This window comes from Rhizobium sp. TRM96647 (genome assembly GCF_025780115.1).
Lineage (GTDB): Bacteria > Pseudomonadota > Alphaproteobacteria > Rhizobiales > Rhizobiaceae > Mycoplana.
In genome coordinates this window covers 619,000-642,950 of sequence record NZ_JAOXHF010000001.1, presented here as the reverse complement: position 1 = coordinate 642,950, position 23,951 = coordinate 619,000, and the positions used below count along the sequence as shown (strand labels likewise).

Genomic DNA, 23,951 nt, shown 5'->3' with positions numbered 1-23,951 from the left:
CGCCGGCGATCCCGGCGGCTTTTTTTGGTTCCTGCCCGATCTCGCCTCTCAGAGGCCGCGGGCGGCCTTGAGCTCGCGGCGGCGGCGATGCAGCACCGGCTCGGTATAGCCGTTCGGCTGGGCGCGCCCCTCCAGCACGAGCTCGCAGGCGGCCTGGAAGGCGATCGAGCCGTCGAAATCCGGCGCCATCGGCGTGTAATCCGGATCGCCGGCGTTCTGCCCGTCGACGACCACCGCCATGCGCCGCATCGTCTCGACGATCTGGGCCTCGGTGACGATGCCGTGATGCAGCCAATTGGCCATGTGCTGGGCCGAAATGCGCAAGGTGGCGCGGTCTTCCATCAGGCCGACGTCGTTGATGTCGGGCACCTTCGAGCAGCCGACACCCTGGTCGACCCAGCGCACGACATAGCCGAGGATGCCCTGCGCATTATTGTCGAGCTCGCGCTGGATCTCTTCCGGCGTCCAGTTCGGCCGGGACGCGACGGGCACGGACAGGATGTCGGAGAGCTTGGCGCGCGGCCTGTCCTTCAGCCCGTCCTGCATCGATGCGACATTGACCTTGTGATAGTGGGTGGCGTGCAGCGTCGCCGCCGTCGGCGACGGCACCCAGGCGGTGCTGGCGCCGGCCCTGGGCTGGCCGATCTTCTGTTCCAGCATCGCCGCCATCATGTCGGGCATGGCCCACATGCCCTTGCCGATCTGGGCGTGCCCCGGCAGGCCGCATTCAAGGCCGATGTCGACGTTGGAATTCTCGTATGCGCCGATCCATAGCGACTGCTTCATGTCGCCCTTGCGGATCATCGGACCCGCTTCCATGGAGGTGTGGATCTCGTCGCCGGTGCGATCGAGGAAGCCGGTATTGATGAAGAAGACCCGTTCTCTCGCGGCCCGGATCGCCTCCTTGAGATTGACGGTCGTCCGCCGCTCCTCGTCCATGATTCCCATCTTGATGGTGTTGGGCGCCAGGCCGAGCGCCTCTTCCACGCGGGCGAAGATCTTCACGGCGAAGGCAACTTCCTCGGGCCCGTGCATCTTCGGCTTGACGATGTAGATCGAACCGGCGCGCGAGTTCATGCGGCGGCCGTTGCGGCCGACGTCGTGCAGCGCGATCAGTGCGGTGACCATGGCGTCCATGATGCCTTCCGGCACCTCGCGGCCCTCGCCATCGAGGATCGCCGGGTTGGTCATCAGATGACCGACGTTGCGCACCAGCATCAGCGACCGGCAGGCGAGGGTGAAGGTCGAGCCATCAGGCCCGTTGTAGTCGAGGTCCGGATTGAGCCTGCGGGTGAAGGTCCTGCCGCCCTTTGCGACCTCCTCGGCGAGGTCGCCCTTCATCAGGCCGAGCCAGTTGCGATAGGCGACGACCTTGTCGGCCGCGTCGACGGCCGCGACCGAATCCTCGCAGTCCATGATCGTCGTCAGCGCCGCCTCCAGCCAGACGTCCGAGATATGGGCAGGATCGGCCTTTCCGATCGCCGTGGTCGCATCGACCAGGATCTCGATGTGAAGACCGTTGTTGACGAGCAGGAACTGGGTGGGTGCGTTGGCCTCGCCGAGATAGCCGGCGAACTTTTCCGGCGCCTTCAGGCCCACGACCTCGCCGTCCAGCAGCGTCACCTGCAGCGCCCCGGCCTTGACCGAAAACGCCCGGGCCTCGGTCCAGCTTGCCCCGGCGAGCGGAACGCTGCCGTCGAGGAAGGAGCGCACCCAGGCGATGACCTTCTCGCCGCGCTTCGGATTGTAGTCCTTGCCGCGGGTCGCGCCGTCGTCCTCGGAAATCGCGTCGGTGCCGTAGAGCGCGTCGTAGAGCGAGCCCCAACGGGCGTTCGCCGCGTTCAGCGCATAGCGGGCGTTCATGACGGGGACGACGAGCTGTGGCCCGGCGACCTGTGAGATCTCCGGATCCACGTTCGCCGTGGTCACGGCGAAGTCGGTGCCTTCCGGGACGATGTAGCCGATCTGGCGAAGGAAGGCCTCGTAGGCGCCGAGGTCGGACGGCGCGCCATGGGCCTTGTACCAGGCGTCGATCTTCTCCTGCATCCGGTCACGCTTTTCAAGCAGCGCACGGTTTTCCGGCACCAGGTCCGCGATCAGGGCTGAGAAGGCCTGGAAGTAGGCAGCCGGATCGATGTCCGTGCCCGGAAGCGCCTCCTTCTCCAGGAATTCCAGCAGTTCGCTGTCGAAGGAAAGGCCGTATTTCTCGCTGTAGCTCATCGGACGCTCCGGAAAATGCAGGGCGGGTCGTGGAACCCGTGGATGCTGCCACTTTCCCGACCTTTCATTCATAGTCAATTCAGCAATAGTTCAAAGAATTTATTCCATACTGGATTAAATCGCAGGCTATTGATCGTTTGCTATTCGTGGGCGACCCGAAGCGGTGGCGGTAAAACGGCCTTCGACCAGCTTGCGCGAGCCCTCGATCTCCGGTGCGTCGACGATTTCCGCGACAGTGACGGCCGGTTCGTCGGCGCCGCTCAGGCGGGCGGCATGAAGCGCGGCGGCGATCGCACGTTCGCGGGCCAGCGAGAACGCCGCCTCCTCGTCGACCAGGCGCACGCTCTCGCCGGCGCCACCGACGATGAAGACGCCCTCCTCCGGCGTGGTCACGAAGACGGTGACGCTGGCGCGCACCTGCCCGACGACGGCACCCACCGCATTCGCCACGTCGGCGTCCTGGGGGATGGCGGACTGCGTGTCGAGCATACCGGCGATGGCCGGATAGTAGACCGGCGCCGAGGCGCCGAGGCCGACCAGCGGCCGGTCGAGGCTGATGCGGAACTGCACGATGCCGTTCGCACGGCGCAGCGCACGATCGACGGGAAGCGATTCGGCCGGATCGATGACACCGGTGCCGTCCTCCGCCAGGCAGGCGGCCATGATGACGTCGCAGGACTGCCGCGTCAGCCGATCGACGATCAGGCACGCCAGGTTCTCGGCCGATTGGGCGATGGGCCGGCCGGAACCGTCCCGGGCGCGGGCGGCGAGCGCCAGGCCGAGCCGTGCCGCTTCCCGATCCCACTGCCCCTGCCGGCCGAGCACATGCATCGCATCGGAGGGCGTGATCGCACTGATGTGCACGAGCCCGCGGCCGACGAGGCGATCGAGCGTCGCTTTCTGCGGCGTGCTCGCCAGCAACTGGTCGAGCGCGACCGGCACGTCGCCGATCCGCTCGTAGAGTGCCGCCTCCTGCGGCTGAAGCCCGCTTGCCAGATGCCCCGGAACGCCGGTGCGGACGGCGAAACGGCCATCATGACGCCCTCCGTGCTGTGCCCGCAACTGCCGTTCCAGCACGGCATGGATCACGTCTCCATGGAGCTCCGCCGCAAGGCTCAACGGCAGGAAGCGCCGGGGACCGAGATCCAGCCGGGCAGTGAGGCCGCGATCGTTGATGCGGATCTCGGAATCGCCACCGAGCCCGTAGGTGCGCATGGCAACGGCCTCGACCATCGTCCGGTAGCCGCCGACGATGGCCCCCTCCGCGTCCAGGCGGGGCCGACCCTGATCCAGCACGGCGACGTCGGTGGTCGTGCCGCCGATGTCGGAGACGACGGCATCCTCCAGCCCGGTCAGGTGGCGCGCACCGACGAGGCTGGCGGCAGGCCCCGACAGGATGGTCTCGATCGGTCGCAGCCGCGCTTCGGCGGCGGAAATCAGGGCGCCGTCGCCGCGGACGACCATCATCGGCACATGGATCCCGCGCTGTTGCAGGTAGCCCTCGCAGGCACCGATCAGCCGGTCGATCATCGATACCAGCCTGGCATTCAGGAGCGTCGTCAGCGCCCGGCGCGGCCCGCCGAGCTTCGAGGAGAGCTCGTGGCTGCAGGTGACCGGAAGGTGGGAGATCTCGCGGATGCGGTCCCGCACACGCTGCTCATGCGCCGGGTTGCGCACGGCAAAATAGCCGGCGACCGCAAAGGAGGTAACGCTTTGCGCCAGTTCCGGCAGGGCTGCGTCCAGCGCCGTCATGTCGAGCGGGGTCTCGTGGCCGTGCACGTTGTGTCCGCCGGGCAGGAAGAGAACGGGGTCACCCCCAAGTGCTTCGGCGAGGCCGTCGCGCTTCAGGTCCTCAGGCCCGAAACCGATCATGACCAGCCCGGCGCGGCCGCCCTGTCCCTCGACAAGCGCGTTGGTGGCAAGCGTCGTCGACAGCGACACGAGACTGATGGCCGAGACCTGCGCCTTCGCCTGATCCAACACTGCCTCGACGGCGCCGGAAATGCCGACGGCGAGGTCATGCCGCGTCGTCAGCGCCTTCGCCTTTGCCACGACGCCACTCTCCTCACTGAAGAGAACGGCATCAGTATAGGTTCCGCCGGTGTCGATGCCGAGTAACAGATGGTCCGCCACGTGGTCCTTCCGGATAGCTGCGCTCCGCAGGGCAGGCCCGGCAGAATGGTCGATCGTCCCTTGCATCTAGCGCAAAAGAGTGCGGACCGGTATCGATTTTGCGACCCGGCATCCGACCGCGCCGGCCATGGACGGACGGTCAGCGGCCGGGCGAAACGGTCGACCGTGACGTTACCCGCATCGGCAGCCCGTTTGCCGGCTGCGTGGTCAGGCGCTGCACCGGCCAGGGGCGCGTCTCGGCCGTCATCTCGAAGCGGAAACGGTGCATCAGGACCGCCAGCGCGATCACCGCCTCCTGCAGGGCGAAGGTGGCGCCGATGCAGATGCGCGGCCCCGCCCCGAAAGGCAGGAACTGGAAACGGTCGATCCGATCCCGGTTTTCCGGCAGGAAGCGCTCGGGAATGAAGGCGCGGGGCCTGTCCCAGTAGAGTGCGTGGCGATGCAGCGTCCAGGGCATGATCAGCACGGTGATCCCCTGCGGTATCTCGACCACCTCGCCTGCCGGACTGGTCCAGCGGTCCGAAGCGATCGCCGCCCGGTTGATCGAGGGAGCCGGCGGATAGAGCCGCAACGCCTCCTCGAAGGCGGCCCGGGTCCAGGGCATCCGCTCCAGCCATTCGACCGGCTCGGCACCGCTTGCGAGAACGCGGTCGATTTCCTCTTCCATCGCCTCGCGGGCATGAGGCGTGTTGGCGACACAATAGAGCGTCCAGGCGAGCGCGCGGGCGGTGGTCTCGTGGCCGGCGCCGATGAAGGTGAGGATATTGTCCTCGATCTCCTCGTTCGTCAGCCCGTCCGGCCCCGCCTGCTGAAGGAGCAGCGTCAGAAAATCCCCCGGCACCGCGTCCGGCTCGGCCAACATGCGCGACAGCCGCAGGTCCATGGTGTTGCGGACGATGGCGCGAAACTTGTCGAGCACCTTCTGGCCGCCGATGCGGGTCAGCCGCGGCACCCAGGGCGGCGCCTTCAGCAGGTCGAACGGATCGACGCGGCCCATGCGATGGAGCAGGGCATTGACGTCGTCGGCGAAATTGCCGGACGACGAGACGATCTCGCCGGAAAAGAGGGTGTCGGCGAGGATCACAAAGGTCAGTTCGGTCATGTCGTTGGCGATGTCGAAGACGGCTCCGCCATCGCCGGCGGTCTCGTACTTGCGCGCATAGAGCTCGGATTGCCGGAGCATCTGGCCGGCAAACCCCCTGGCATGGCGCGGCGTGAAGATCGGGGCGACGGCCTTGCGGGAGCGCTTCCAGACGGCGCCCTCGGCGGTCAGCAATCCGTCGCGCAGGATCGGCCGCAGCACGAGCTGGCGCACGTCGGCCATCCGGTAATTCTGTGCGTTGTCGACCAGCACGTGCCGGATCAGGCCCGGGTCGTTGACGATCAACGTGTGCTCACGGAAGAAGCGCGTCTCGATCCAGGGAAGCGTGTAGGACGGCTCGCCCCACAGCTCGAGCGGATTGCGCAGGATCGTGCGGATGATCTCCAGACGCGACGGCGGCACCGTCCGCGGCTGCGGTGCAGGGGGCTCGAAGGGCTCTGGACGCATGTCCATGGATCTACCTCGCGCATCTTGCGGCTCGTGGCCAAGTCCGCGCCGACCACCAGGGCAACGACGAGGAAAGTCTAGAGCAGCCCCTGAAGTTCCGCCAGCTTGTCGTTGACGAGCCAGCCGTAGTAGTTCTCCTCCGGCCACTCGGATGTGCCGTCCGCACGGCGGCGGGCGAAATCCGCGGCCCGCGCGTCGGGGTTTCCGACATTGTAGAGCGTGGCGGTGATGCCGGGGTTACCGGAAATGTCGACGCCGGCGATCTTCCTGTAGGCGTCGATGGAATGGCGGAGCGACGCCGCCATGTAGGCCAGCGAGATATCCGGATCCATGATCGCCTTGTAGACGCCGGCCGCATCGTTCTCGTCCAGCCGTTCGTAGCCTGAAACACGCGCGACGGTGTCGGTCAGCATCAGCGCCGTCAGCGGATTGATCTGGCCGAGGCCAAAGGTCTGCCCGGCATAGAAGGGCTGGAAGAACACCGCGCTGAAGCGGTTGTTCGGATAGGAGACGCCGCCGACGGCCTTGCCCCTGAACGTCCTCTCCCACACCGCTTCCCGGCAAGACCAGAGGGCATAGGATCCCTTCCTTGCCTTGCAGGTGGAGAATTCCGGGCGGTCGACGAAGTCGTCGATGCTCTGGCTCTCGTAGGCGAAGCGGAAGCGATCGCCGGCATAGGAGGCTGCCTTGATGTAGTAGCTCTGCAGCCGGTCGTAGGCGTCGACGTTGTAGGTATGCTCGCCGACGATGGCGCCGACCATGTGGATCGGCGCAATGCCGTACTGGGAGGCGATGGACTTGAGCTTGCCGGTCAGTTCACGGTCGGTCGCGAGCAGGTCGCGCACCTTCTCGTACTTGGCGTCGAAGCTCGTCTTGCCGGCCTTGGTGCGGCGGACGGAGGCGCCCGGCACGGAGGGCTGCTCGGCATGGCGATTGCCGGGCGGTACGACGTCCATGGCCCCGGCGGCGGCAGCGCCGCCCGCAAGCAGGGTGGTGGCAATGGCAAGCATTGTCAGCAGATGTCGCACGATGCGGTTTCCCCGAAGTTCGGAATTGGTGTCGGCATGCCCCGAGTGTCAGCCCAGCCACGAAGCGGTTTCGCGGCACCCCATGCAGCCCAATCGTGTCGGAATGATGCCGTGCCTGAACGCGAAAACGCGCCGCGGTTCTAGATCGAAGCGCAGCGCGTGTCGAGGTGATCGCGATCAAAATCGCGGTACCGGTGGCCCGGGCCGCCGGCGGCCGCTACAGGATGTAGCGGGACAGGTCGGTGTTCGACGCCAGCGCGCCGACGTGCTTGCGCACATACTCGGCATCGATCGTCACCTGGTTGCCGGCCTTGTCCGGCGCCTCGAAGGAGATCTCGTCGAGCACCCGCTCCATCACCGTCTGCAGGCGCCGTGCACCGATGTTCTCGACATTGGCGTTCAGCTGGACGGCCACGTCGGCGAGGGCATCGATCGCGTCTTCGGTGAACTCGAGCGAGACCTGCTCGGTCTCCATCAGCGCCTTGTATTGCCGGATCAGGCTCGCCTCCGTCTCGGTGAGGATCCGGCGGAAATCCTCCTTCGTCAGCGCGCGAAGCTCGACGCGGATCGGCAGGCGGCCCTGAAGCTCGGGCAGGAGGTCCGACGGCTTGGCGACATGGAATGCGCCCGAGGCGATGAACAGGACATGATCCGTCTTGACCGGCCCGTACTTCGTCGCCACCGTCGTGCCCTCGACCAGCGGCAGCAGGTCGCGCTGCACGCCCTCGCGCGATACGCCGGCACCGATGCCGCCCTCGCGCGTGGCGATCTTGTCGATCTCGTCGAGGAAGACGATGCCGTCGTTCTCGACCGAGCGGACGGCCTCGCGCTGGATCTGCTCATTGTCGATCAGCTTGTCGGACTCGTCCTCAATCAGCACCTTGTAGGAATCCTTGACCGTCGTCTTGACCTTCTTCGTGCGGCCGCCCAACGCCTTGCCGAACATTTCCGACAGGTTCAGCACGCCGACATTGGCGCCCGGCATGCCGGGGATCTCGAAGCCGGGCATGCCGGATCCGGTGTCGGCGACGTCGACCTCGATCTCCTTGTCGTCCAGCTCGTTGTTGCGCAGCTTCTTGCGGAAGCTGTCGCGCGTCGCCGGCGAGGCGGTGGCGCCGACCAGGGCGTCGAGCACGCGCTCCTCGGCGTTCATGTGCGCCTTGGCGACGACTTCGGCGCGCTTCTTCTCGCGCACCAGCGAAATGCCGACCTCGACGAGGTCGCGGACGATCTGCTCGACGTCACGGCCGACATAGCCGACCTCCGTGAACTTGGTCGCCTCGACCTTGACGAAGGGCGCGCCGGCAAGCTTGGCCAGACGGCGGGAAATCTCCGTCTTGCCGACGCCGGTCGGGCCGATCATCAGGATGTTCTTCGGCATGACCTCGTCGCGCAGGTCGTCGCCGAGCTGCTGGCGGCGCCAGCGATTGCGCAGCGCGATCGCGACGGCGCGCTTGGCGTCCTTCTGGCCGATGATGTAGCGGTCCAGTTCCGAGACGATCTCTCTGGGGGAAAAGTTGCTCATGATATCTCGTTCGCTTTCGGGTCGAATTGCATGATCAGCACGTCATTGCCGGTGCGGCCTTCGAGCTCGGGCACGGGCCGGAAACCGGCCTTGGCATAGGCACGAACCGCCCGGACATTGGCGGGATCGGGGTCGATGATGATGGTCTCGTGGCCAAGGCCATGAAGATCGGCGACGAAGGCGGCAAGCGCTGCGGAACCGATGCCGGCGGAAAGCCTGTCGGCGTGGCCGATCGAAAGATCGACGCCGACGGCCTCCTGCGGCAGCTCCAGCAACCAGGGATTGTCCTTCGTCCAGTCCTCATTCTGGTGATGGCCCAAAAACCAGTACTGAATGTAGCCGACCGGCTCCCCGTCGAGCTCGATGAGGAAGGGGCGGGTCGTGTCCCTGCCCTCCACCATGTCGCGGATGAAGCCGAACTCCTCTTCCGGATCGCCCCACCACTCCCGTATGTGCGGCTCGTTCAGCCATGCGAGAAGCAGCGAGTAATGCGTCTCCCCCACGGGGGAAAAGCTGATCCGGGCGGGGTCAATCGGCATCCAGCGTCTCCACCACGATCGAGTGGTTGGTATAGACGCAGATGTCGCCGGCGATCTGCATGGCGCGGCGAGCAATCTCCTCGGCCGACTTGTCGCTGTCCATCAGCGCGCGGGCAGCGGCAAAGGCGTAGTTGCCGCCCGAGCCGATCGCGAGCGTGCCGTGCTCGGGCTCCAGTACGTCGCCGTTGCCGGTAATCGCGAGCGTGATGTTCCTGTCGGCGACCAGCATCATCGCCTCGAGATTGCGCAGGTACTTGTTGGTGCGCCAGTCCTTGGCAAGCTCGACGGCCGCGCGCATCAACTGGTCGGGATATTGCTCGAGCTTCTCCTCGAGCCGTTCGAGCAGGGTGAAGGCGTCTGCCGTCGCACCCGCGAAGCCGGCGATCACATCGCCCTTGCCGAGCCTGCGCACCTTGCGCGCATTGCCCTTCATCACCGTCTGGCCCAGGCTCACCTGGCCATCGCCCGCCATGACCACCTTTCCGTCCTTGCGGACCGTGATGATGGTCGTGGCGTGCATCGTTCCGTAGGGATCGTGTTCACTCATAGATACACCCGAAGATCTCGCGCCCGCCGAAGCCGGGCGCGCGCCGCCCGAAATGGGCCGGCTCTATCGATCCCTATGTAGGCGGTGAAACGACGATTGCAATCGGCGGCGGGAGCGCCGGCGCGTCGATGTCGCAATGCTGGCTTTTTGCCCTTTCGCCTGATATGGGACGGCGAAGACCATCGCCGTCGATCCAGGATCCACACGTCCCATGAGCCGCAAAGCCAGCATCTCCCGCAAGACCAACGAAACGGCCGTGTCTGTGACGGTCGACATCGACGGCACGGGCACCTCGAAGATCTCGACCGGCGTCGGCTTCTTCGACCACATGCTGGATCAGTTGTCGCGTCATTCCCTGATCGACATGGAGATCGAGACGAAGGGCGACCTGCACGTCGACGACCACCATGCCGTCGAGGACACCGGGATCGCGATCGGCCAGGCGATCGCCAAGGCGCTCGGCGACCGGCGCGGCATCACCCGCTACGCCTCGCTCGACCTCGCCATGGACGAGACGATGACGCGGGCTGCGGTCGACGTCTCCGGCCGGCCCTTCCTCGTCTGGAACGTTGCCTTCTCCGCACCGAAGATCGGCACCTTCGACACCGAACTGGTGCGGGAGTTCTTCCAGGCGCTGGCGCAGAATGCCGGCATCACCCTGCATATCCAGAACATCTACGGCGCCAACAACCATCATATCGCCGAAACCTGCTTCAAATCCGTCGCCCGGGTGCTGCGCACGGCAACCGAAATCGATCCCCGCCAGCAAGGCCGCATCCCTTCGACGAAGGGTTCGCTGGCCTGACCGGCAGACCGGCAGGACAATTCCGTTGACCACCGCGAGCTATCTGATCCTGACACCGCCCGGTGAACCAGCAGCGGCCGAGAAGGCGGCTTTCATCCGCGACGGCTTCCGCTGGACCGCGTTCTTCTTTCCGGCCATCTGGCTCCTGGTCCATCGGCTCTGGTTCTGGGGCATCCTCGCCCTTATCGCGCAGTTTGCTGCGACGGCGCTGTCGGCCTCGCCGGCGCTTGGCGTAGCCGGCTGGGTGCTGTCGCTGTCGATCTCGGTTCTGACGGCGCTTGAGGGTCCGCAGGCGCTCGTGCGTGCCCGCGAGGCGCGCGACTGGACGCTGCGCTCCGTGGTGACCGCACCGGACCTGGAGACGGCGGAGCTGATCTACTTCGGAGCACAGGAAATGCCGGACAAGACGGCGGCTGCGGTCCTGCCGGCGTCCGATACCTCGACCAAGGCCACGCGCCCACCCGCGCTCGGCCTTCTCGGCTATGATGGAGACTGACTGATGCGCGTGGCCATCATCGATTACGGTTCGGGCAACCTGCGTTCCGCCACCAAGGCCTTCGAGCGGGCGGCGCGCGAGGCCGGCATCGAGGCCGAGATCGACCTGACCGACCGGCCCGAGCGCGTCGCCTCGGCCGACCGGGTCGTGCTTCCCGGAGTGGGTGCCTATGCCGACTGCCGGCGGGGACTCGACGCCGCCAGCGGCATGACCGAAGCGCTGCGCGAAGCCGTCGAACTCGGCGGCCGCCCCTTCCTCGGCATCTGCGTCGGCATGCAGCTGATGTCCTCGCGCGGGCTGGAGAAGACGATCACCCAGGGGCTCGACTGGATTCCCGGCGACGTCGTGCTGATGGAGCCCGACGATCCGGCACTGAAGATCCCGCAGATCGGCTGGAACACGCTGACACTGCGCTCCGGGCATCCGCTGTTTTCCGGCATTGCGACGGGTGACGACGGCCTGCACGCCTACTTCGTCCATTCCTACCATCTGCAGGCGGCCGATCCGGACGACGTTGTCGCGACCGTCGACTATGGCGGGCCGATGACCGCCTTCGTCGCCCGTGACAACAAGGCGGGCGCACAGTTCCATCCGGAAAAGAGCCAGGCGCTCGGCCTGGCGCTCATTACCAATTTCCTGCGCTGGAAGCCTTGAGAGCCCGCGCCGATCGAACGGACGACAGATACGATGATCCTCTTTCCCGCAATCGACCTCAAGGATGGCCAGTGCGTGCGCCTCAAGCTCGGCGACATGGACCAGGCGACCGTCTACAACCCCGACCCGGGAGCGCAGGCGCGCGCCTTCGAGGATCAGGGATTTGAATGGCTGCATGTCGTTGACCTCAACGGCGCCTTTGCCGGCGAGACGGTGAACGGAACGGCCGTCGACGCGATCCTGAAGGCCACGAAGAACCCGGTACAGCTCGGCGGCGGGATCCGCACGCTCGATCACATCGAGAACTGGCTGGCCCGCGGTCTGGCCCGCGTGATCCTCGGCACCGTCGCCGTGCGCGATCCGGCGCTAGTGATCGAGGCGTGCAGGCGTTTCCCCGGCAAGGTTGCCGTCGGCATCGACGCCAAGGGTGGCAAGGTCGCAGTCGAAGGCTGGGCCGAGGCGTCCGAACTCGGCGTGATCGAGCTTGCGAAGAGATTCGAGGGCGCCGGCGTGGCGGCGATCATCTACACGGACATCGACCGCGACGGCATCCTGACCGGCATCAACTGGGCTTCCACGCTCGAACTCGCCGACGCCGTCTCCATCCCCGTGATCGCCTCGGGCGGCCTCGCCTCGATGGACGACATCCGCCGGATGCTCGAGCCGGACGCCGCCAAACTCGAAGGTGCGATCTCCGGCCGCGCGCTCTATGATGGGCGGATCGATCCGCAGGAGGCGCTGTCACTGATCCGCGGCTCGAAAGGAGCGTCGGCATGACCCTGAAGGCCCGCGTGATCCCCTGCCTCGATGTGAAGGACGGCCGCGTCGTCAAGGGCGTCAGCTTCGTCAACCTCGTGGATGCCGGCGATCCGGTGGAATCGGCCAAGGCCTATGACGCCGCCGGTGCCGACGAGTTGTGCTTCCTCGACATCACCGCCTCCTCAGACAACCGCGACACGATCTTTGACGTCGTGGCGCGCACGGCCGAGCACTGCTTCATGCCGCTGACGGTCGGCGGCGGCGTGCGCGCCATCGCCGACATCCGCAAGCTGCTGCTCGCGGGCGCCGACAAGGTCTCGATCAACTCGGCGGCGGTCAAGGACCCCGACTTCGTCGCCGAGGCGGCCGACAAGTTCGGCAACCAGTGCATCGTCGTCTCGATCGATTCGAAGAAGGTGTCGAAGGAGGGCGAGGCGGATCGCTGGGAGATCTTCACCCATGGCGGTCGGCAGGCGACCGGCATCGACGCCGTCGCCTTTGCCGAGAAGATGGTGGAGCGCGGCGCGGGCGAACTGCTTCTGACCTCGATGGACCGCGACGGCCAGAAGGGCGGCTACGACATCGCGCTGACGCGCACGATCGCCGACCGGGTGCCGGTGCCGGTGATCGCGTCCGGCGGCGTCGGCAATCTCGACCACCTCGTGGAAGGGATCCGCGACGGGCATGCGACCGCAGTGCTCGCCGCCTCCATCTTCCACTTCGGCATCTATACGGTCGGCGAGGCCAAGCGCTATATGGCCGATCACGGCATCGCCATGCGGCTCGACTGAGGAGACGACCTACGATGAGCGATTTCACTCTTGCCGATCTGGAGCGGATCGTCGCGAAGCGGGCGTCGGCCTCCGCAGAGGAGTCCTGGACGGCAAAGCTCGTCGCAGCCGGCCAGCCGAAGGCGGCCAAGAAGCTCGGCGAGGAGGCGGTGGAAACCGTGATCGCGGCGATCGAGGGCGGGCACCAGGCACTCGTCAGCGAGAGTGCGGACCTGCTCTATCATCTCCTCGTGGTCCTGAAGATCGGCGGCGTCAGCATTGCCGAGGTGATGGCGGAACTCGAGCGGCGGACGGGCCAGTCCGGGATCGCCGAGAAGGCGAGCCGGGCCACATGATTGCGCAACCCCCGCATGGCCACAGCCGGGCCGACATTCCCGACGACTACGGCAACCACCACTATTCGCCTTATCGCTTCTTCTCCGCCGAGGAATGGTCGCAGTTCCGCGCCGACACGCCGCTGACGCTTTCGGCGGACGAAGTGCAGCGGCTGCGCTCGCTGAACGACCCGATCGACCTCGACGAAGTGCGCCGCATCTACCTGTCGCTGTCGCGCCTGCTGTCCGCCCACGTGGAATCGTCGCAATTGTTGTTCCAGCAGCGCAAACGCTTCCTGAGCCTGTCGGACGAATCGAAGACGCCCTTCGTCATCGGCATCGCCGGCTCGGTGGCCGTCGGCAAGTCGACGACCGCGCGCATTCTCGCCGAGCTTCTGTCGCGCTGGCCGTCGAGCCCCAAGGTGGATCTCGTCACCACCGACGGCTTCCTCCATCCGAATGCCGTGCTGAAGCGCGAGAACATGATGGACCGGAAGGGCTTTCCCGAAAGCTACGACATGGGCTCACTGTTGCGCTTCCTGTCGGCGATCAAGGCGGGCCAGCCCAACGTCAAGGCACCGACCTATTCGCACCTGACCTATGACGTCCTGCCGGATCAGTTCCAGGTGATCCACCGGCCGGACATCCTGATCTTCGAGGGCATCAACGTGCTGCAGTCGCGCAGCCTGCCGGCGGACGGCAAGGTGGTGCCGATGGTCTCCGACTTCTTCGACTTCTCGATCTACATCGATGCCGACGAGGCGCTGATCCACAACTGGTATGTGGAACGCTTCATGCGGCTGCGCGAGACCGCGTTCAAGAACCCGGATTCCTACTTCAACCGCTACTCGCTGGTCAGCGAGGAGGAGGCCCTGTCGATTGCCGAAGGGCTGTGGCGGAACACCAACCTGAAGAACCTGCGCCAGAACATCCTGCCGAGCCGGCCCCGCGCGGACCTGATCCTGCAGAAGGGCGAGAACCACCTGGTCGAGACGGTGGGGCTGCGGAAAATCTGACGACCCGCGCCGCAGCGTCAGGGATCGACGCGCCGCAGCGTCAGGTTGAGCCGTCCGCCATCCTTCAGAAGCGTCGAGGTGCCGGGATAGACGCGGTCGACGCCATGGAAGCTGAGCCGGCTTTCACCACCGAGCACCACCACGTCGCCACTCGAAAGCCGCAGCGAGCGCGTCGGATCGCGGCGCGACGTCCCGCCGATGCGGAACAGGCACTGGTCGCCCAGTGACACCGAGACGACCGGGGCTTCGAGGTCCCGTTCGTCGCGGTCTTGATGCAGGCCCATCCTCGCCGCACCGTCATAGAAATTGACCAGGCAGGCCTGCGGCGGCTTCGGATAAAGGGAAACCTCCTCCCACAGGCGCAGCAAGGCCGCCGGAATGGGCGGCCAGTGCTCCCCGCTGACGGGGTGGCGGTCCTGGTAGCGGTATCCGCCGTCCCGGTCCGTCACCCAGCCGAGCGAACCGCAATTGGTCATGCGGACGGACATCGGCTGGCCGGTCTTCGGCATCACCGGAACGTAGAGCGGGGCGGCGGCGGCAACGGCCCTGATCTCCGCGACCAGGGCCTCCTGCTCGAAGCGCGAGAAATGGCCGGGCAGATAGCGAAAGCCCGGGAGGAACTCATGCCCCGTCATTCAACTGCCCGCCTCCTGCCCCGCGTCAGGCCTCGTTGAGGTCCGGAATCCGGAGCACCTGGCCGGGATAGATCTTGTCCGGGTCGCTCAGCATCGGCCGGTTGGCCTCGAAGATCACCTTGTGCTTGGCACCCTTGCCCTTGCCATAGGCGGCCTCAGCGATCTTCCAGAGATTGTCGCCCTTCTTGACGGTATGAAAGACGGGCTCCTTAGCCGGAGTCGCCGCCTGCACCAGCGCCGTCATATCGGCGTCTGCGAGCTTCAGGCCGGATTCGGGGGCAACGACCTTGAGGTCGGCGGCCTCAACCTTGGAGATGCCGAGCGTGTTGCCAACGGCAACGACGGCTTTTTCGAAGATGCTCTGGTCGGCCACCACGCCCTTGAGGACACATTTATCGCCGTCCATCGAGACCTCGACCTTGTCCGTGCCGAGCCCGAAGGAATCCAGTTCCTTCTTGACGGCTTCGGCTTCCGGCGGCTCGTCGTCGCCGATGCCGAGCTTCTTTCCTGCGTTCTTGATAAAGCTGAAGAGACCCATCGTTTTCTCCCGTTCCCGGACCTGCGCGAGGCCGACCGAACCCATTGTCCTGCAAGAGCAAACTAGGTCAGGCGCCGGCGTCGTCAACCCGAAACCGGCGGCGAGGCGTTCAATCCTTGTCGGGCTTGGCCCGCATGCGCTTGACGTCGGAACGACCGGCCTTTTCCTTCAGGCGCCGCTCCACTGCGCCCCTGGAGGGACGGGTCTTCTTGCGCGGCGGCGGCGGCGGCTCGGCCGCCTCGAGGATCAGCGCCTTCAGGCGCTCGCGCGCGTCCTCCCGGTTGCGCTCCTGGCTGCGGAACCGGTTCGCCTCGATCATCAGGACGCCGTCCTTCGACAGCCGCCGTCCCGCCAGCCGGGCCGCATTGGCCTTGACCCGCTCGTTCAGCGCCGGCGAGTTCATGAGATCGAAGAAGAGCTGGACGGCGGTCGAGACCTTGTTGACGTTCTGGCCGCCGGGGCCACCGGCGAGCACGAACTGCTCGACCAGTTCCCAACCGGCGATGACGATGGAACCTTTGATGGGAAGCGGATCGCTGGCCATGGACCTTTCCTTCAGGAGACGGCCCTGCATAGCGCATACCCGGCAAAAAGCGAATGCCGTCCTTCCGGCAGCAAAAGGCCATGACGCGAAAAACCCGGCCGGGGCCGGGTTTCACGTGAATCACCGCTTGGACGATGATGCTATTCGGCTGCGATTCGCAGGCCCGGCGCAGCGTCGCGGACGCCGCCGTCGACATGATCCTCGAACTTCGAGAAATTGGTGATGAACATGTCCACGAGCCTGCGGGCCTGGCCGTCATAGGCCTGCCCGTCCGCCCAGGTCGAGCGCGGGTCGAGGATCTTGGTGTCGACGCCCGGCACGCAGATCGGAACCTCGAAACCGAAATTGTCGTCGCGGCGGAACAGCGCACCGTTCAGCGAACCGTCGAGCGCTGCCGACAGTAGAGCACGAGTGGCCTTGATCGGCATGCGGCGACCCTCGCCATAGGCGCCGCCGGTCCAGCCGGTGTTGACCAGCCAGCAGGTGACGCCGTGCTCGGCGATCAGCGTCTTCAGGAGGTTGCCGTACTCGGTCGGGTGACGCGGCATGAAGGGGGCGCCGAAGCAGGTGGAGAAAGTGGCCTCCGGTTCGGTGACCCCGCGCTCGGTGCCGGCGACTTTCGCCGTATAGCCCGACAGGAAGTGATACATCGCCTGGTCCGGCGTCAGCCGTGCGATCGGCGGCATGACGCCGAAGGCATCAGCCGTCAGCATGATGATCGTCCTGGGGTGCCCGGCCCTGCCCGTCTCGCTGGCATTCGGGATGAAGTGCAGCGGATAGGCGCAGCGCGTGTTCTCGGTCAACGAACCGTCGTTGAAGTCCGGCACGCCATTGGCGTCGAGCACGACATTCTCCAGAACGGTGCCGAAGCGCTGCGTCGTGGCGTAGATCTCCGGCTCGGCCTCGGCGGAAAGACGGATGGTCTTGGCGTAGCAGCCGCCCTCGAAGTTGAAGATGCCGTTCTCGCCCCAGCCGTGCTCGTCGTCGCCGATCAGCGTGCGGTTCGGGTCGGCCGACAGCGTCGTCTTGCCCGTGCCCGACAGGCCGAAGAAGATCGCCGCGTCGCCGGCCGGGCCGACATTGGCGGAGCAGTGCATCGGCATGACATCCTTCGCCGGCAGGATGTAGTTCAGCGCGGTGAAGACCGACTTCTTCATCTCGCCCGCATAGTAGGTGCCGGCGATCAGGATGATGCCGTTGGTGAGGTCGCAGGCGATCATCGTCTCGCTGCGGGCACCGTGGCGCTCGGTATCGGCCCTGAAGGTCGGCAGGTCGATGATCGTCAGTTTCGGCACGAAGCCTTCCAGAGCCTCCTGCGCCGGGCGGATCAGCAGGTTGCGGATGAACAGCGAATGCCAGGCAAGCTCGGTCACGACGCGGGTCGGCAAGGCGTACTCGTCGTCGGCACCGCCGATCAGATCCTGGACGAACAGGTCCTTTCCAGCCGCATGCGCGAGCATGTCCTGCCTCAACGCCTCGAAATGCGCGGGCGACAGTTCCTTGTTATTGTCCCACCAGATCTGGTCTGCGGTGTTGCCGTCGCGGACGACGAACTTGTCCTTCGGCGAACGGCCGGTGTGCTGGCCGGTCAGGGCACGCAGTGCGCCGTGGGCCGTCTTGACCGCTTCGCCGCGCCCCAGCGCCTCTTCGTAGAGATCTGCTTCGGTGAAATTGTAGCGGACCGTTCCCGTGTCCTTGAAGCCGATCGATTCGAGACCGCAAGAGGGATTGCGAATGCCCAGTTCCGTCATGGCCCAGTATTCCTTCGCGTTTAAGGGAAAGGGTGAATTTTCTGGGAAACTAGCTTCTGTCAGCGCACATGACAAGCGAACTTTCAAAAAAGGCCAATAATATCAGTATATTAATCGATTTAATAAATTGTCTGACTTTTTAAATCGTTTAGAAAATCGATTTAAATGCGGGTTTGCCGAGAGGCGCCGACGGCCCTCGATCGGCTCGCTGCGAGGCTTGCCACAATTTGTTCCACCTTTACCCCCAAAGGAAGCGCACCATATCGATGGCCGGGAAGACATATCCGGCAAGTCAGTGAGGCGCACATGACCATGGAGACGAGCAGGATGCAGACAATCGCGCTGGTGGACGACGACAGGAACATCCTGACGTCCGTTTCGATCGCGCTGGAAGCCGAAGGATACCGTGTGGAAACCTATACGGACGGCGCATCCGCCCTCGACGGCCTTCTCGCCCGCCCGCCGCAACTGGCGATCTTCGACATCAAGATGCCGCGCATGGACGGCATGGAGCTGCTGCGCCGCCTACGGCAGAAGTCGGACATCCCGGTGATCTTCCTGACCTCCAAGGACGAAGAGATCGACGAGTTGTTCGGCCTGAAGATGGGCGCGGACGACTTCATCACCAAGCCGTTCTCGCAGCGCCTGCTGGTGGAACGCGTCAAGGCGGTGCTGCGCCGTGCCTCCAACAGGGAAGCGGCGGCAGCCGGCACCGTCTTGCCGGCGAAGCCGGGCGACGCGCAGGCCCGCTCACTCGAGCGCGGGCAACTGGCGATGGACCAGGAGCGGCACACCTGCACCTGGAAGAACGAACCGGTCACGCTCACGGTCACCGAATTCCTGATCCTGCATGCGCTGGCGCAGCGGCCCGGCGTCGTCAAGAGCCGCGATTCCCTGATGGACGCCGCCTATGACGAGCAGGTCTATGTCGACGACCGCACCATCGACAGCCACATCAAGCGGCTGCGCAAGAAGTTCAAGATGGTCGATGCCGACTTCGACATGATCGAGACGCTCTACGGCGTCGGCTACCGGTTCCGCGAGAGCGGCTGAACGCCGGCCGGATGGACCGAAGCGGCTGAAAGCCGCCGCCCGGATGCGATTTTGCTTGCATATCGCTAGGCGGCGGTGGCATCCCAGCCGGGACGGAGGCGGCCAAAAGCCGTTCAGGACCATTGACTGCTGTACCGCAAAACACGCTGGACAAGGAGTTGGACGACCTTGAGGGTCGCCCCGCCCCCCGGCATGGGCGCTCGTACTGGACCTATCCCTTCAAGCTGATCCGCCGGATCTTCGGCAACGCCGTCTTTTCCAGCCTGACGCGCCGGATCCTGTTCTTCAATCTCGTCGCGCTCGTCGTTCTCGTCGCCGGCATCCTCTACCTCAACCAGTTCCGCGAGGGGCTGATCGACGCGCGGGTGGAGAGCCTGCTGACCCAGGGCGAGATCATCGCCGGCGCGATCTCGGCCTCGGCCTCGGTCGACACCAACTCGATCACCATCGACCCCGAGAAGCTGCTCGAACTGCAGGCCGGCCAGAGCATCACTCCGCTTCCGAACGATGAAGACCTCGATTTTCCGATCAATCCGGAGCGGGTGGCGCCCGTCCTGAGGCGCCTGATCTCGCCGACCAGGACGCGCGCGCGCATCTATGACACCGATGCGAACCTGCTGCTCGATTCCCGTCACCTCTATACCCAGGGCCAGGTGCTGCGCTTCGACCTGCCGCCGGTGGAGCCGGAGGAGACGTCGTTCTTCGACACGTTCAATGCCTGGTTCAACCGCATCCTGCAGCCGGGCAACCTGCCCGAGTACAAGGAAGCCCCCGGCGGCGACGGCTCGATCTATCCCGAGGTCATGAACGCGCTGACGGGCGTTCGCGGCGCGGTGGTGCGCGTCACGGACAAGGGCGAACTGATCGTTTCGGTCGCAGTTCCGGTCCAGCGCTTCCGCGCCGTCCTCGGGGTGCTGCTGCTTTCGACCCAGGCCGGCGACATCGACAAGATCGTCCATGCGGAACGGCTCGCGATCATGCGCGTCTTCGGCGTCGCGGCGCTGGGCAACGTGTTTTTGTCGCTGCTCCTGTCCAGCACGATCGCCAATCCGCTTCGCAGGCTCGCGGCGGCCGCCATCCGGGTCCGCCGTGGCGGCGCGAAGGAGCGCGAGGAAATTCCCGACTTCTCCTCGCGCCAGGACGAGATCGGCAACCTGTCGGTGGCGATCCGCGAGATGACGACGGCGCTCTACGACCGCATCGATGCGATCGAAAGCTTCGCCGCCGACGTCAGCCACGAACTCAAGAACCCGCTGACGTCGCTGCGAAGCGCGGTGGAGACGCTGCCGCTCGCGCGCACCGATGAATCGAAGAAGCGGCTGATGGACATCATCCAGCACGACGTCCGCCGGCTCGACCGCCTGATCAGCGACATTTCCGACGCCTCGCGGCTCGACGCCGAACTCGCCCGCAGCGACGCCCGGACCGTCGACCTCGAGAAGGTCCTGGGCGACCTCGTCGACATCTCGCGACAGATCCGCAGCAACAAGAAGCCGGTGATCCTGGACTTCGTCGTCGACCGCAACGACAATCCGAAGGCGCGCTTCGACATCAGCGGCCACGAGTTGCGCATCGGCCAGATCATCACCAACCTGATCGAGAACGCCCGTTCCTTCGTTCCCGAACAGGGCGGCCGGATCGTCGTGCGGCTGTCGAACGGGCGAAACGGCCGGCGGATCGTCAAGATCGAGGACAACGGCCCCGGTATCCAGGCGGAAGACACCGACCGCATCTTCGAGCGTTTCTACACGGACCGGCCGGACAGCGAGGGCTTCGGGCAGAATTCCGGCCTCGGGCTGTCGATCTCGCGGCAGATCGCCGAAGCCCATGGCGGCACGCTGAAGGCCGAGAACATCATCGACCGAAGCACTGGCGAGATCAGGGGCGCGCGCTTCCTCCTGTCCCTTCCGGCGGCAGGTCGCCGGCAATGAGCCGGGGCACCAACGTCCACGGCACGGCCATCGTCGTCGGCACCGCCGGCCTGCTGTTCATCGGCCCGTCCGGTGCCGGAAAAACCGCGGCAGCGCTGCACTGCATCGGCCGGGCGCGCCGGCGCGGCCTGTTCTCGGCGCTGGTCGCCGACGACCAGGTGCTGCTCGACGTCGCCGGCGAAGGCATCGTCGCGCGCGCGCCTGCGTCGATCGCGGGTCTGGCGGAAATCCGCGGTTCCGGCATCGTCTCCGTGGAGACGATCGGTTGCGCAATCCTTGGGCAGATCGTCCGGCCGATCCGGCCGCCGTTCGACGAGCGCATCGCGCCGGACGGCGAGGAATGCGAGATCCTTCCCGGTCATCGCCTGCCGTTGACGCGCCTGCCCGTTGCAGACGGCTTCTGCTGCTTCGAAAGGCTCGTGCAGTTGCTGCCGATTCTGGTCCGGAATTGATACGCAAGCGCCGTGAAATGCCCGCTATCAGGCATTTTTAACTTGCGCTTGGCCTTTTCATCGACATGATGACCTCCCCAACGGTGGACGTCTTTTTCGCAGTGCGGTATTAGCGTCGCCTAAATGTTGGGCAATTGGAGCGGTGCTTATGATCGGACTGGTGCTTGTCACCCACGGCAGGCTGGCGGAGGAGTTCCGTCTCGCACTGGAGCACGTCGTGGGGCCGCAAGAGGCGATCGAGACCGTCTGCATCGGCCCGGAAGACGACATGGACCAGCGCCGCCACGACGTGCTGGAGGCCGCGCAGCGCGCCGAGCGCGGCCAGGGCGTCATCATCCTGACCGACATGTTCGGGGGCACGCCCTCCAATCTTGCGATTTCCGTCATGAACAGCGGCTCGGTCGAGGTCATCGCAGGGGTGAACCTGCCGATGCTGATCAAGCTCGCAGGCGTCCGCAACGACGGCGACATGGAGCGTTCGCTCGTCGAGGCCTCTGAAGCTGGGCGCAAGTACATCAATGTCGCCAGCCGCGTCCTCAGCGGCAAGTGAAATGGAAGCGCCCCAGGCCATGCACGGCTCCGCACCCCTCTCCAAGGATCTCCTGATCATCAACAAGCGCGGCCTCCATGCCCGCGCGTCGGCCAAGTTCGTGCAGACGGTCGACGGCTTCGATGCCGAGGTGACGGTCTCCAAGGACGGCATGACCGTCGGCGGCACCTCGATCATGGGCCTGATGATGCTGGCCGCCAGCCCGGGCTGTTCCGTGCACGTCACGGCCGCCGGTGCGCAGGCCCACGAGGTGCTGGCCGCGCTCGAGGCGCTTGTCGCCAATCGCTTCGGCGAGGAAATGTAACGACGGCATCAATATAAGGATATAAAGACTTCTTTATATCCGTGTTGCCACCCCCGATGTTTCCTGCTAAGCGTGCGCCAGACCGCGGACGGGCGGAGCGCCGGCGTTCGGTCTGGCTCGCGCCGCCTGCGCCGCACCGGGGCACGGCCCAATTCAGTCTGGAGACACGCATGAGCAACACCAAGGACTATCACGTTGCCGACATCGGCCTTGCCGACTTCGGCCGCAAGGAAATTGCGATCGCGGAAACGGAAATGCCGGGCCTGATGGCCTGCCGCGACGAATTCGGGGCCGCCAAGCCGCTCAAGGGGGCGCGGATCACCGGCTCCCTGCACATGACCATCCAGACCGCGGTTCTCATCGAAACCCTCGTCGCGCTCGGCGCCGAGGTTCGCTGGGCCTCGTGCAACATCTTCTCCACCCAGGACCATGCCGCCGCCGCCATCGCAGCCGCCGGCATCCCGGTCTTCGCGGTCAAGGGCGAGACGCTCGAAGAGTACTGGACCTATACCGACCAGATCTTCCAGTGGGCCGATGGCGGCGTCTCCAACATGATCCTCGACGACGGCGGCGATGCGACCATGTACATCCTGCTCGGCGCCCGCGCGGAGGCCGGCGAGGACGTGCTCTCCAATCCGGGTTCGGAAGAGGAAGAAGTCCTGTTCGCACAGATCAAGAAGCGCCTGAAAGCCTCGCCCGGCTGGTTCACCAAGCAGCGCGACGCCATCAAGGGCGTGACCGAGGAGACCACCACCGGCGTCAACCGGCTCTACCAGCTTCAGCAGAAGGGCCTGCTGCCCTTCCCGGCGATCAACGTCAACGACAGCGTCACCAAGTCGAAGTTCGACAACAAGTACGGCTGCAAGGAATCGCTCGTCGACGGCATCCGCCGCGGCACCGACGTGATGATGGCCGGCAAGGTCGCCGTCGTCTGCGGCTATGGTGACGTCGGCAAGGGTTCGGCCGCCTCGCTCAGCGGCGCCGGCGCCCGCGTGAAGGTGACCGAGATCGACCCGATCTGCGCCCTGCAGGCCGCCATGGACGGCTTCGAGGTCGTCCAGCTCGAGGACGTCGTCGGCTCGGCCGACATCTTCATCACGACCACCGGCAACAAGGACGTCATCCGCATCGAGCACATGCGCGAGATGAAGGACATGGCGATCGTCGGCAACATCGGCCATTTCGACAACGAGATCCAGGTCGCCAGCCTGCGCAATCTCAAGTGGACGAACATCAAGCCGCAGGTCGACATGATCGAGTTCCCCAAAGGCAACCGGATGATCCTTCTCTCCGAAGGCCGTCTGCTGAACCTCGGCAACGCCACCGGGCACCCGTCCTTCGTCATGTCTGCCTCGTTCTCGAACCAGGTGCTGGCCCAGATCGAGCTCTACAAGAACAACGGCAAGTACCAGAACGAGGTCTATGTCCTGCCGAAGCACCTCGATGAGAAGGTGGCTCGCCTGCATCTTTCCAAGCTGGGTGCGAAGCTGACCGAGCTTTCGCAGGAGCAGGCGTCCTATATCGGCGTCACGCCCACGGGTCCGTTCAAGGCCGAACACTACCGGTACTGATCCTTACCCGACTTATCCACAATATGTGGTTTGCCGCAGCCTTGACAGGGCTGCGGCTTCTTTTTTGCCCGCGCGCCTTCCCGACGATTCGGGATGGAAGTATGGTTATGTCGTTGATTCGACGCCGTGATGGGGAGTTCGGATGCGGCACGTCGCAAGTGACGTGTGCGCGGATGTGCAACCTCATCGGCTGCCGGCCTCCGCCGTATCTGGCGGGCCGCGGCGGCGCCGGATCTGGGATGTCTT

Annotated in this window: 24 protein-coding genes; 13 read left to right on the top strand and 11 right to left on the bottom strand. The window is 65.4% G+C overall.

Annotated features, from left to right (window positions below; translation table 11 throughout):
- Positions 1–48 precede the first annotated feature (48 nt).
- The 7 genes from OCK02_RS02895 to hslV form a co-directional block, all read right to left on the bottom strand.
- Complete coding sequence (locus OCK02_RS02895) at positions 49–2,220, bottom strand: malate synthase G (protein ID WP_263811717.1); 2,172 nt, start codon at positions 2,218–2,220, stop codon at positions 49–51.
- A 126-nt stretch (positions 2,221–2,346) separates the two neighbouring features.
- Entirely contained in the window at positions 2,347–4,353 is a 2,007-nt protein-coding gene (locus OCK02_RS02890; RefSeq protein WP_263811716.1) for a hydantoinase/oxoprolinase family protein, read from the bottom strand.
- A gap of 139 nt (positions 4,354–4,492) precedes the next feature.
- The gene (locus OCK02_RS02885) at positions 4,493–5,908 is read right to left on the bottom strand and encodes a cytochrome P450 (RefSeq protein ID WP_263811715.1); all 1,416 of its coding nucleotides are present in this window, start codon (positions 5,906–5,908) and stop codon (positions 4,493–4,495) included.
- A gap of 71 nt (positions 5,909–5,979) precedes the next feature.
- Positions 5,980–6,930: a DUF1402 family protein gene (locus OCK02_RS02880; protein ID WP_412178743.1), complete on the bottom strand. Its 951-nt coding sequence runs from the start codon at positions 6,928–6,930 to the stop codon at positions 5,980–5,982.
- A 217-nt stretch (positions 6,931–7,147) separates the two neighbouring features.
- On the bottom strand, positions 7,148–8,455 hold the full coding sequence (gene hslU / locus OCK02_RS02875; protein ID WP_230806508.1) for an ATP-dependent protease ATPase subunit HslU: 1,308 nt from the start codon (positions 8,453–8,455) through the stop codon (positions 7,148–7,150).
- The gene (locus tag OCK02_RS02870) at positions 8,452–8,994 is read right to left on the bottom strand and encodes a GNAT family N-acetyltransferase (RefSeq protein WP_263811714.1); all 543 of its coding nucleotides are present in this window, start codon (positions 8,992–8,994) and stop codon (positions 8,452–8,454) included. The genes hslU and OCK02_RS02870 overlap by 4 nt, the downstream gene beginning before the upstream one ends.
- Complete coding sequence (hslV, locus tag OCK02_RS02865; protein ID WP_263811713.1) at positions 8,984–9,541, bottom strand: ATP-dependent protease subunit HslV; 558 nt, start codon at positions 9,539–9,541, stop codon at positions 8,984–8,986. Before hslV ends, OCK02_RS02870 begins: the two co-directional genes overlap by 11 nt.
- A 211-nt stretch (positions 9,542–9,752) precedes the next feature.
- Between hslV and hisB the strand changes: the two genes are divergently transcribed.
- Genes hisB through coaA form a run of 7 tightly spaced genes read left to right on the top strand, consistent with a single transcriptional unit; the run spans position 9,753 to position 14,376 of the window.
- The gene (hisB, locus tag OCK02_RS02860; protein WP_263811712.1) at positions 9,753–10,346 is read left to right on the top strand and encodes an imidazoleglycerol-phosphate dehydratase HisB; all 594 of its coding nucleotides are present in this window, start codon (positions 9,753–9,755) and stop codon (positions 10,344–10,346) included.
- Positions 10,347–10,371: 25 nt separating this feature from the next.
- A complete protein-coding gene (locus OCK02_RS02855) occupies positions 10,372–10,842 on the top strand; it encodes a DUF2628 domain-containing protein (protein WP_263811711.1) in 471 nt (156 codons plus the stop codon).
- A gap of 3 nt (positions 10,843–10,845) precedes the next feature.
- Positions 10,846–11,496, top strand: a complete 651-nt coding sequence (hisH, locus tag OCK02_RS02850) for an imidazole glycerol phosphate synthase subunit HisH (protein ID WP_263811710.1) — start codon at positions 10,846–10,848, stop codon at positions 11,494–11,496.
- 33 nt (positions 11,497–11,529) lie between these two features.
- Entirely contained in the window at positions 11,530–12,273 is a 744-nt protein-coding gene (gene hisA, locus OCK02_RS02845; protein ID WP_263811709.1) for a 1-(5-phosphoribosyl)-5-[(5-phosphoribosylamino)methylideneamino]imidazole-4-carboxamide isomerase, read from the top strand.
- Positions 12,270–13,046 (top strand): imidazole glycerol phosphate synthase subunit HisF, encoded by a 777-nt coding sequence (gene hisF, locus OCK02_RS02840; RefSeq protein ID WP_263811708.1) that lies wholly within the window; start codon positions 12,270–12,272, stop codon positions 13,044–13,046. Before hisA ends, hisF begins: the two co-directional genes overlap by 4 nt.
- A gap of 14 nt (positions 13,047–13,060) precedes the next feature.
- Positions 13,061–13,381 carry a phosphoribosyl-ATP diphosphatase gene (locus OCK02_RS02835; protein ID WP_263811707.1) on the top strand — a complete coding sequence of 107 codons (321 nt, stop codon included), beginning with the start codon at positions 13,061–13,063 and terminating at the stop codon, positions 13,379–13,381.
- Positions 13,378–14,376 carry a type I pantothenate kinase gene (gene coaA, locus OCK02_RS02830; RefSeq protein ID WP_230806499.1) on the top strand — a complete coding sequence of 333 codons (999 nt, stop codon included), beginning with the start codon at positions 13,378–13,380 and terminating at the stop codon, positions 14,374–14,376. Before OCK02_RS02835 ends, coaA begins: the two co-directional genes overlap by 4 nt.
- A 17-nt stretch (positions 14,377–14,393) precedes the next feature.
- Here the strand turns inward: coaA and OCK02_RS02825 are convergent, their stop codons facing one another.
- The 4 genes from OCK02_RS02825 to OCK02_RS02810 all read right to left on the bottom strand — a co-directional run bounded on the left by OCK02_RS02825 (position 14,394) and on the right by OCK02_RS02810 (position 17,844).
- Positions 14,394–15,011 carry an alpha-ketoglutarate-dependent dioxygenase AlkB family protein gene (locus OCK02_RS02825; protein WP_263811706.1) on the bottom strand — a complete coding sequence of 206 codons (618 nt, stop codon included), beginning with the start codon at positions 15,009–15,011 and terminating at the stop codon, positions 14,394–14,396.
- 25 nt (positions 15,012–15,036) lie between these two features.
- Positions 15,037–15,549 (bottom strand): peptidoglycan-binding protein LysM, encoded by a 513-nt coding sequence (lysM, locus tag OCK02_RS02820; RefSeq protein WP_263811705.1) that lies wholly within the window; start codon positions 15,547–15,549, stop codon positions 15,037–15,039.
- Between the two features lie 109 nt (positions 15,550–15,658).
- Positions 15,659–16,093, bottom strand: a complete 435-nt coding sequence (gene arfB, locus OCK02_RS02815) for an alternative ribosome rescue aminoacyl-tRNA hydrolase ArfB (protein WP_230806496.1) — start codon at positions 16,091–16,093, stop codon at positions 15,659–15,661.
- Positions 16,094–16,233: 140 nt separating this feature from the next.
- Positions 16,234–17,844 carry a phosphoenolpyruvate carboxykinase gene (locus OCK02_RS02810; RefSeq protein ID WP_263811704.1) on the bottom strand — a complete coding sequence of 537 codons (1,611 nt, stop codon included), beginning with the start codon at positions 17,842–17,844 and terminating at the stop codon, positions 16,234–16,236.
- A 327-nt stretch (positions 17,845–18,171) separates the two neighbouring features.
- Here OCK02_RS02810 and OCK02_RS02805 point away from each other — a divergent pair, with 327 nt between their 5' ends.
- From OCK02_RS02805 to ahcY, 6 genes are all read left to right on the top strand, one after another.
- Complete coding sequence (locus tag OCK02_RS02805; protein ID WP_230806552.1) at positions 18,172–18,897, top strand: response regulator transcription factor; 726 nt, start codon at positions 18,172–18,174, stop codon at positions 18,895–18,897.
- 158 nt (positions 18,898–19,055) lie between these two features.
- Complete coding sequence (locus OCK02_RS02800; RefSeq protein ID WP_318530107.1) at positions 19,056–20,828, top strand: sensor histidine kinase; 1,773 nt, start codon at positions 19,056–19,058, stop codon at positions 20,826–20,828.
- Entirely contained in the window at positions 20,825–21,280 is a 456-nt protein-coding gene (locus OCK02_RS02795) for an HPr kinase/phosphorylase (protein WP_263811703.1), read from the top strand. The genes OCK02_RS02800 and OCK02_RS02795 overlap by 4 nt, the downstream gene beginning before the upstream one ends.
- Positions 21,281–21,428: 148 nt before the next feature.
- Entirely contained in the window at positions 21,429–21,830 is a 402-nt protein-coding gene (locus tag OCK02_RS02790; RefSeq protein WP_230806493.1) for a PTS sugar transporter subunit IIA, read from the top strand.
- Between the two features lies 1 nt (position 21,831).
- Positions 21,832–22,134 carry an HPr family phosphocarrier protein gene (locus OCK02_RS02785; protein WP_263811702.1) on the top strand — a complete coding sequence of 101 codons (303 nt, stop codon included), beginning with the start codon at positions 21,832–21,834 and terminating at the stop codon, positions 22,132–22,134.
- Positions 22,135–22,304: 170 nt separating this feature from the next.
- Positions 22,305–23,705, top strand: a complete 1,401-nt coding sequence (gene ahcY / locus OCK02_RS02780; protein ID WP_263811701.1) for an adenosylhomocysteinase — start codon at positions 22,305–22,307, stop codon at positions 23,703–23,705.
- Positions 23,706–23,951: the final 246 nt, after the last annotated feature.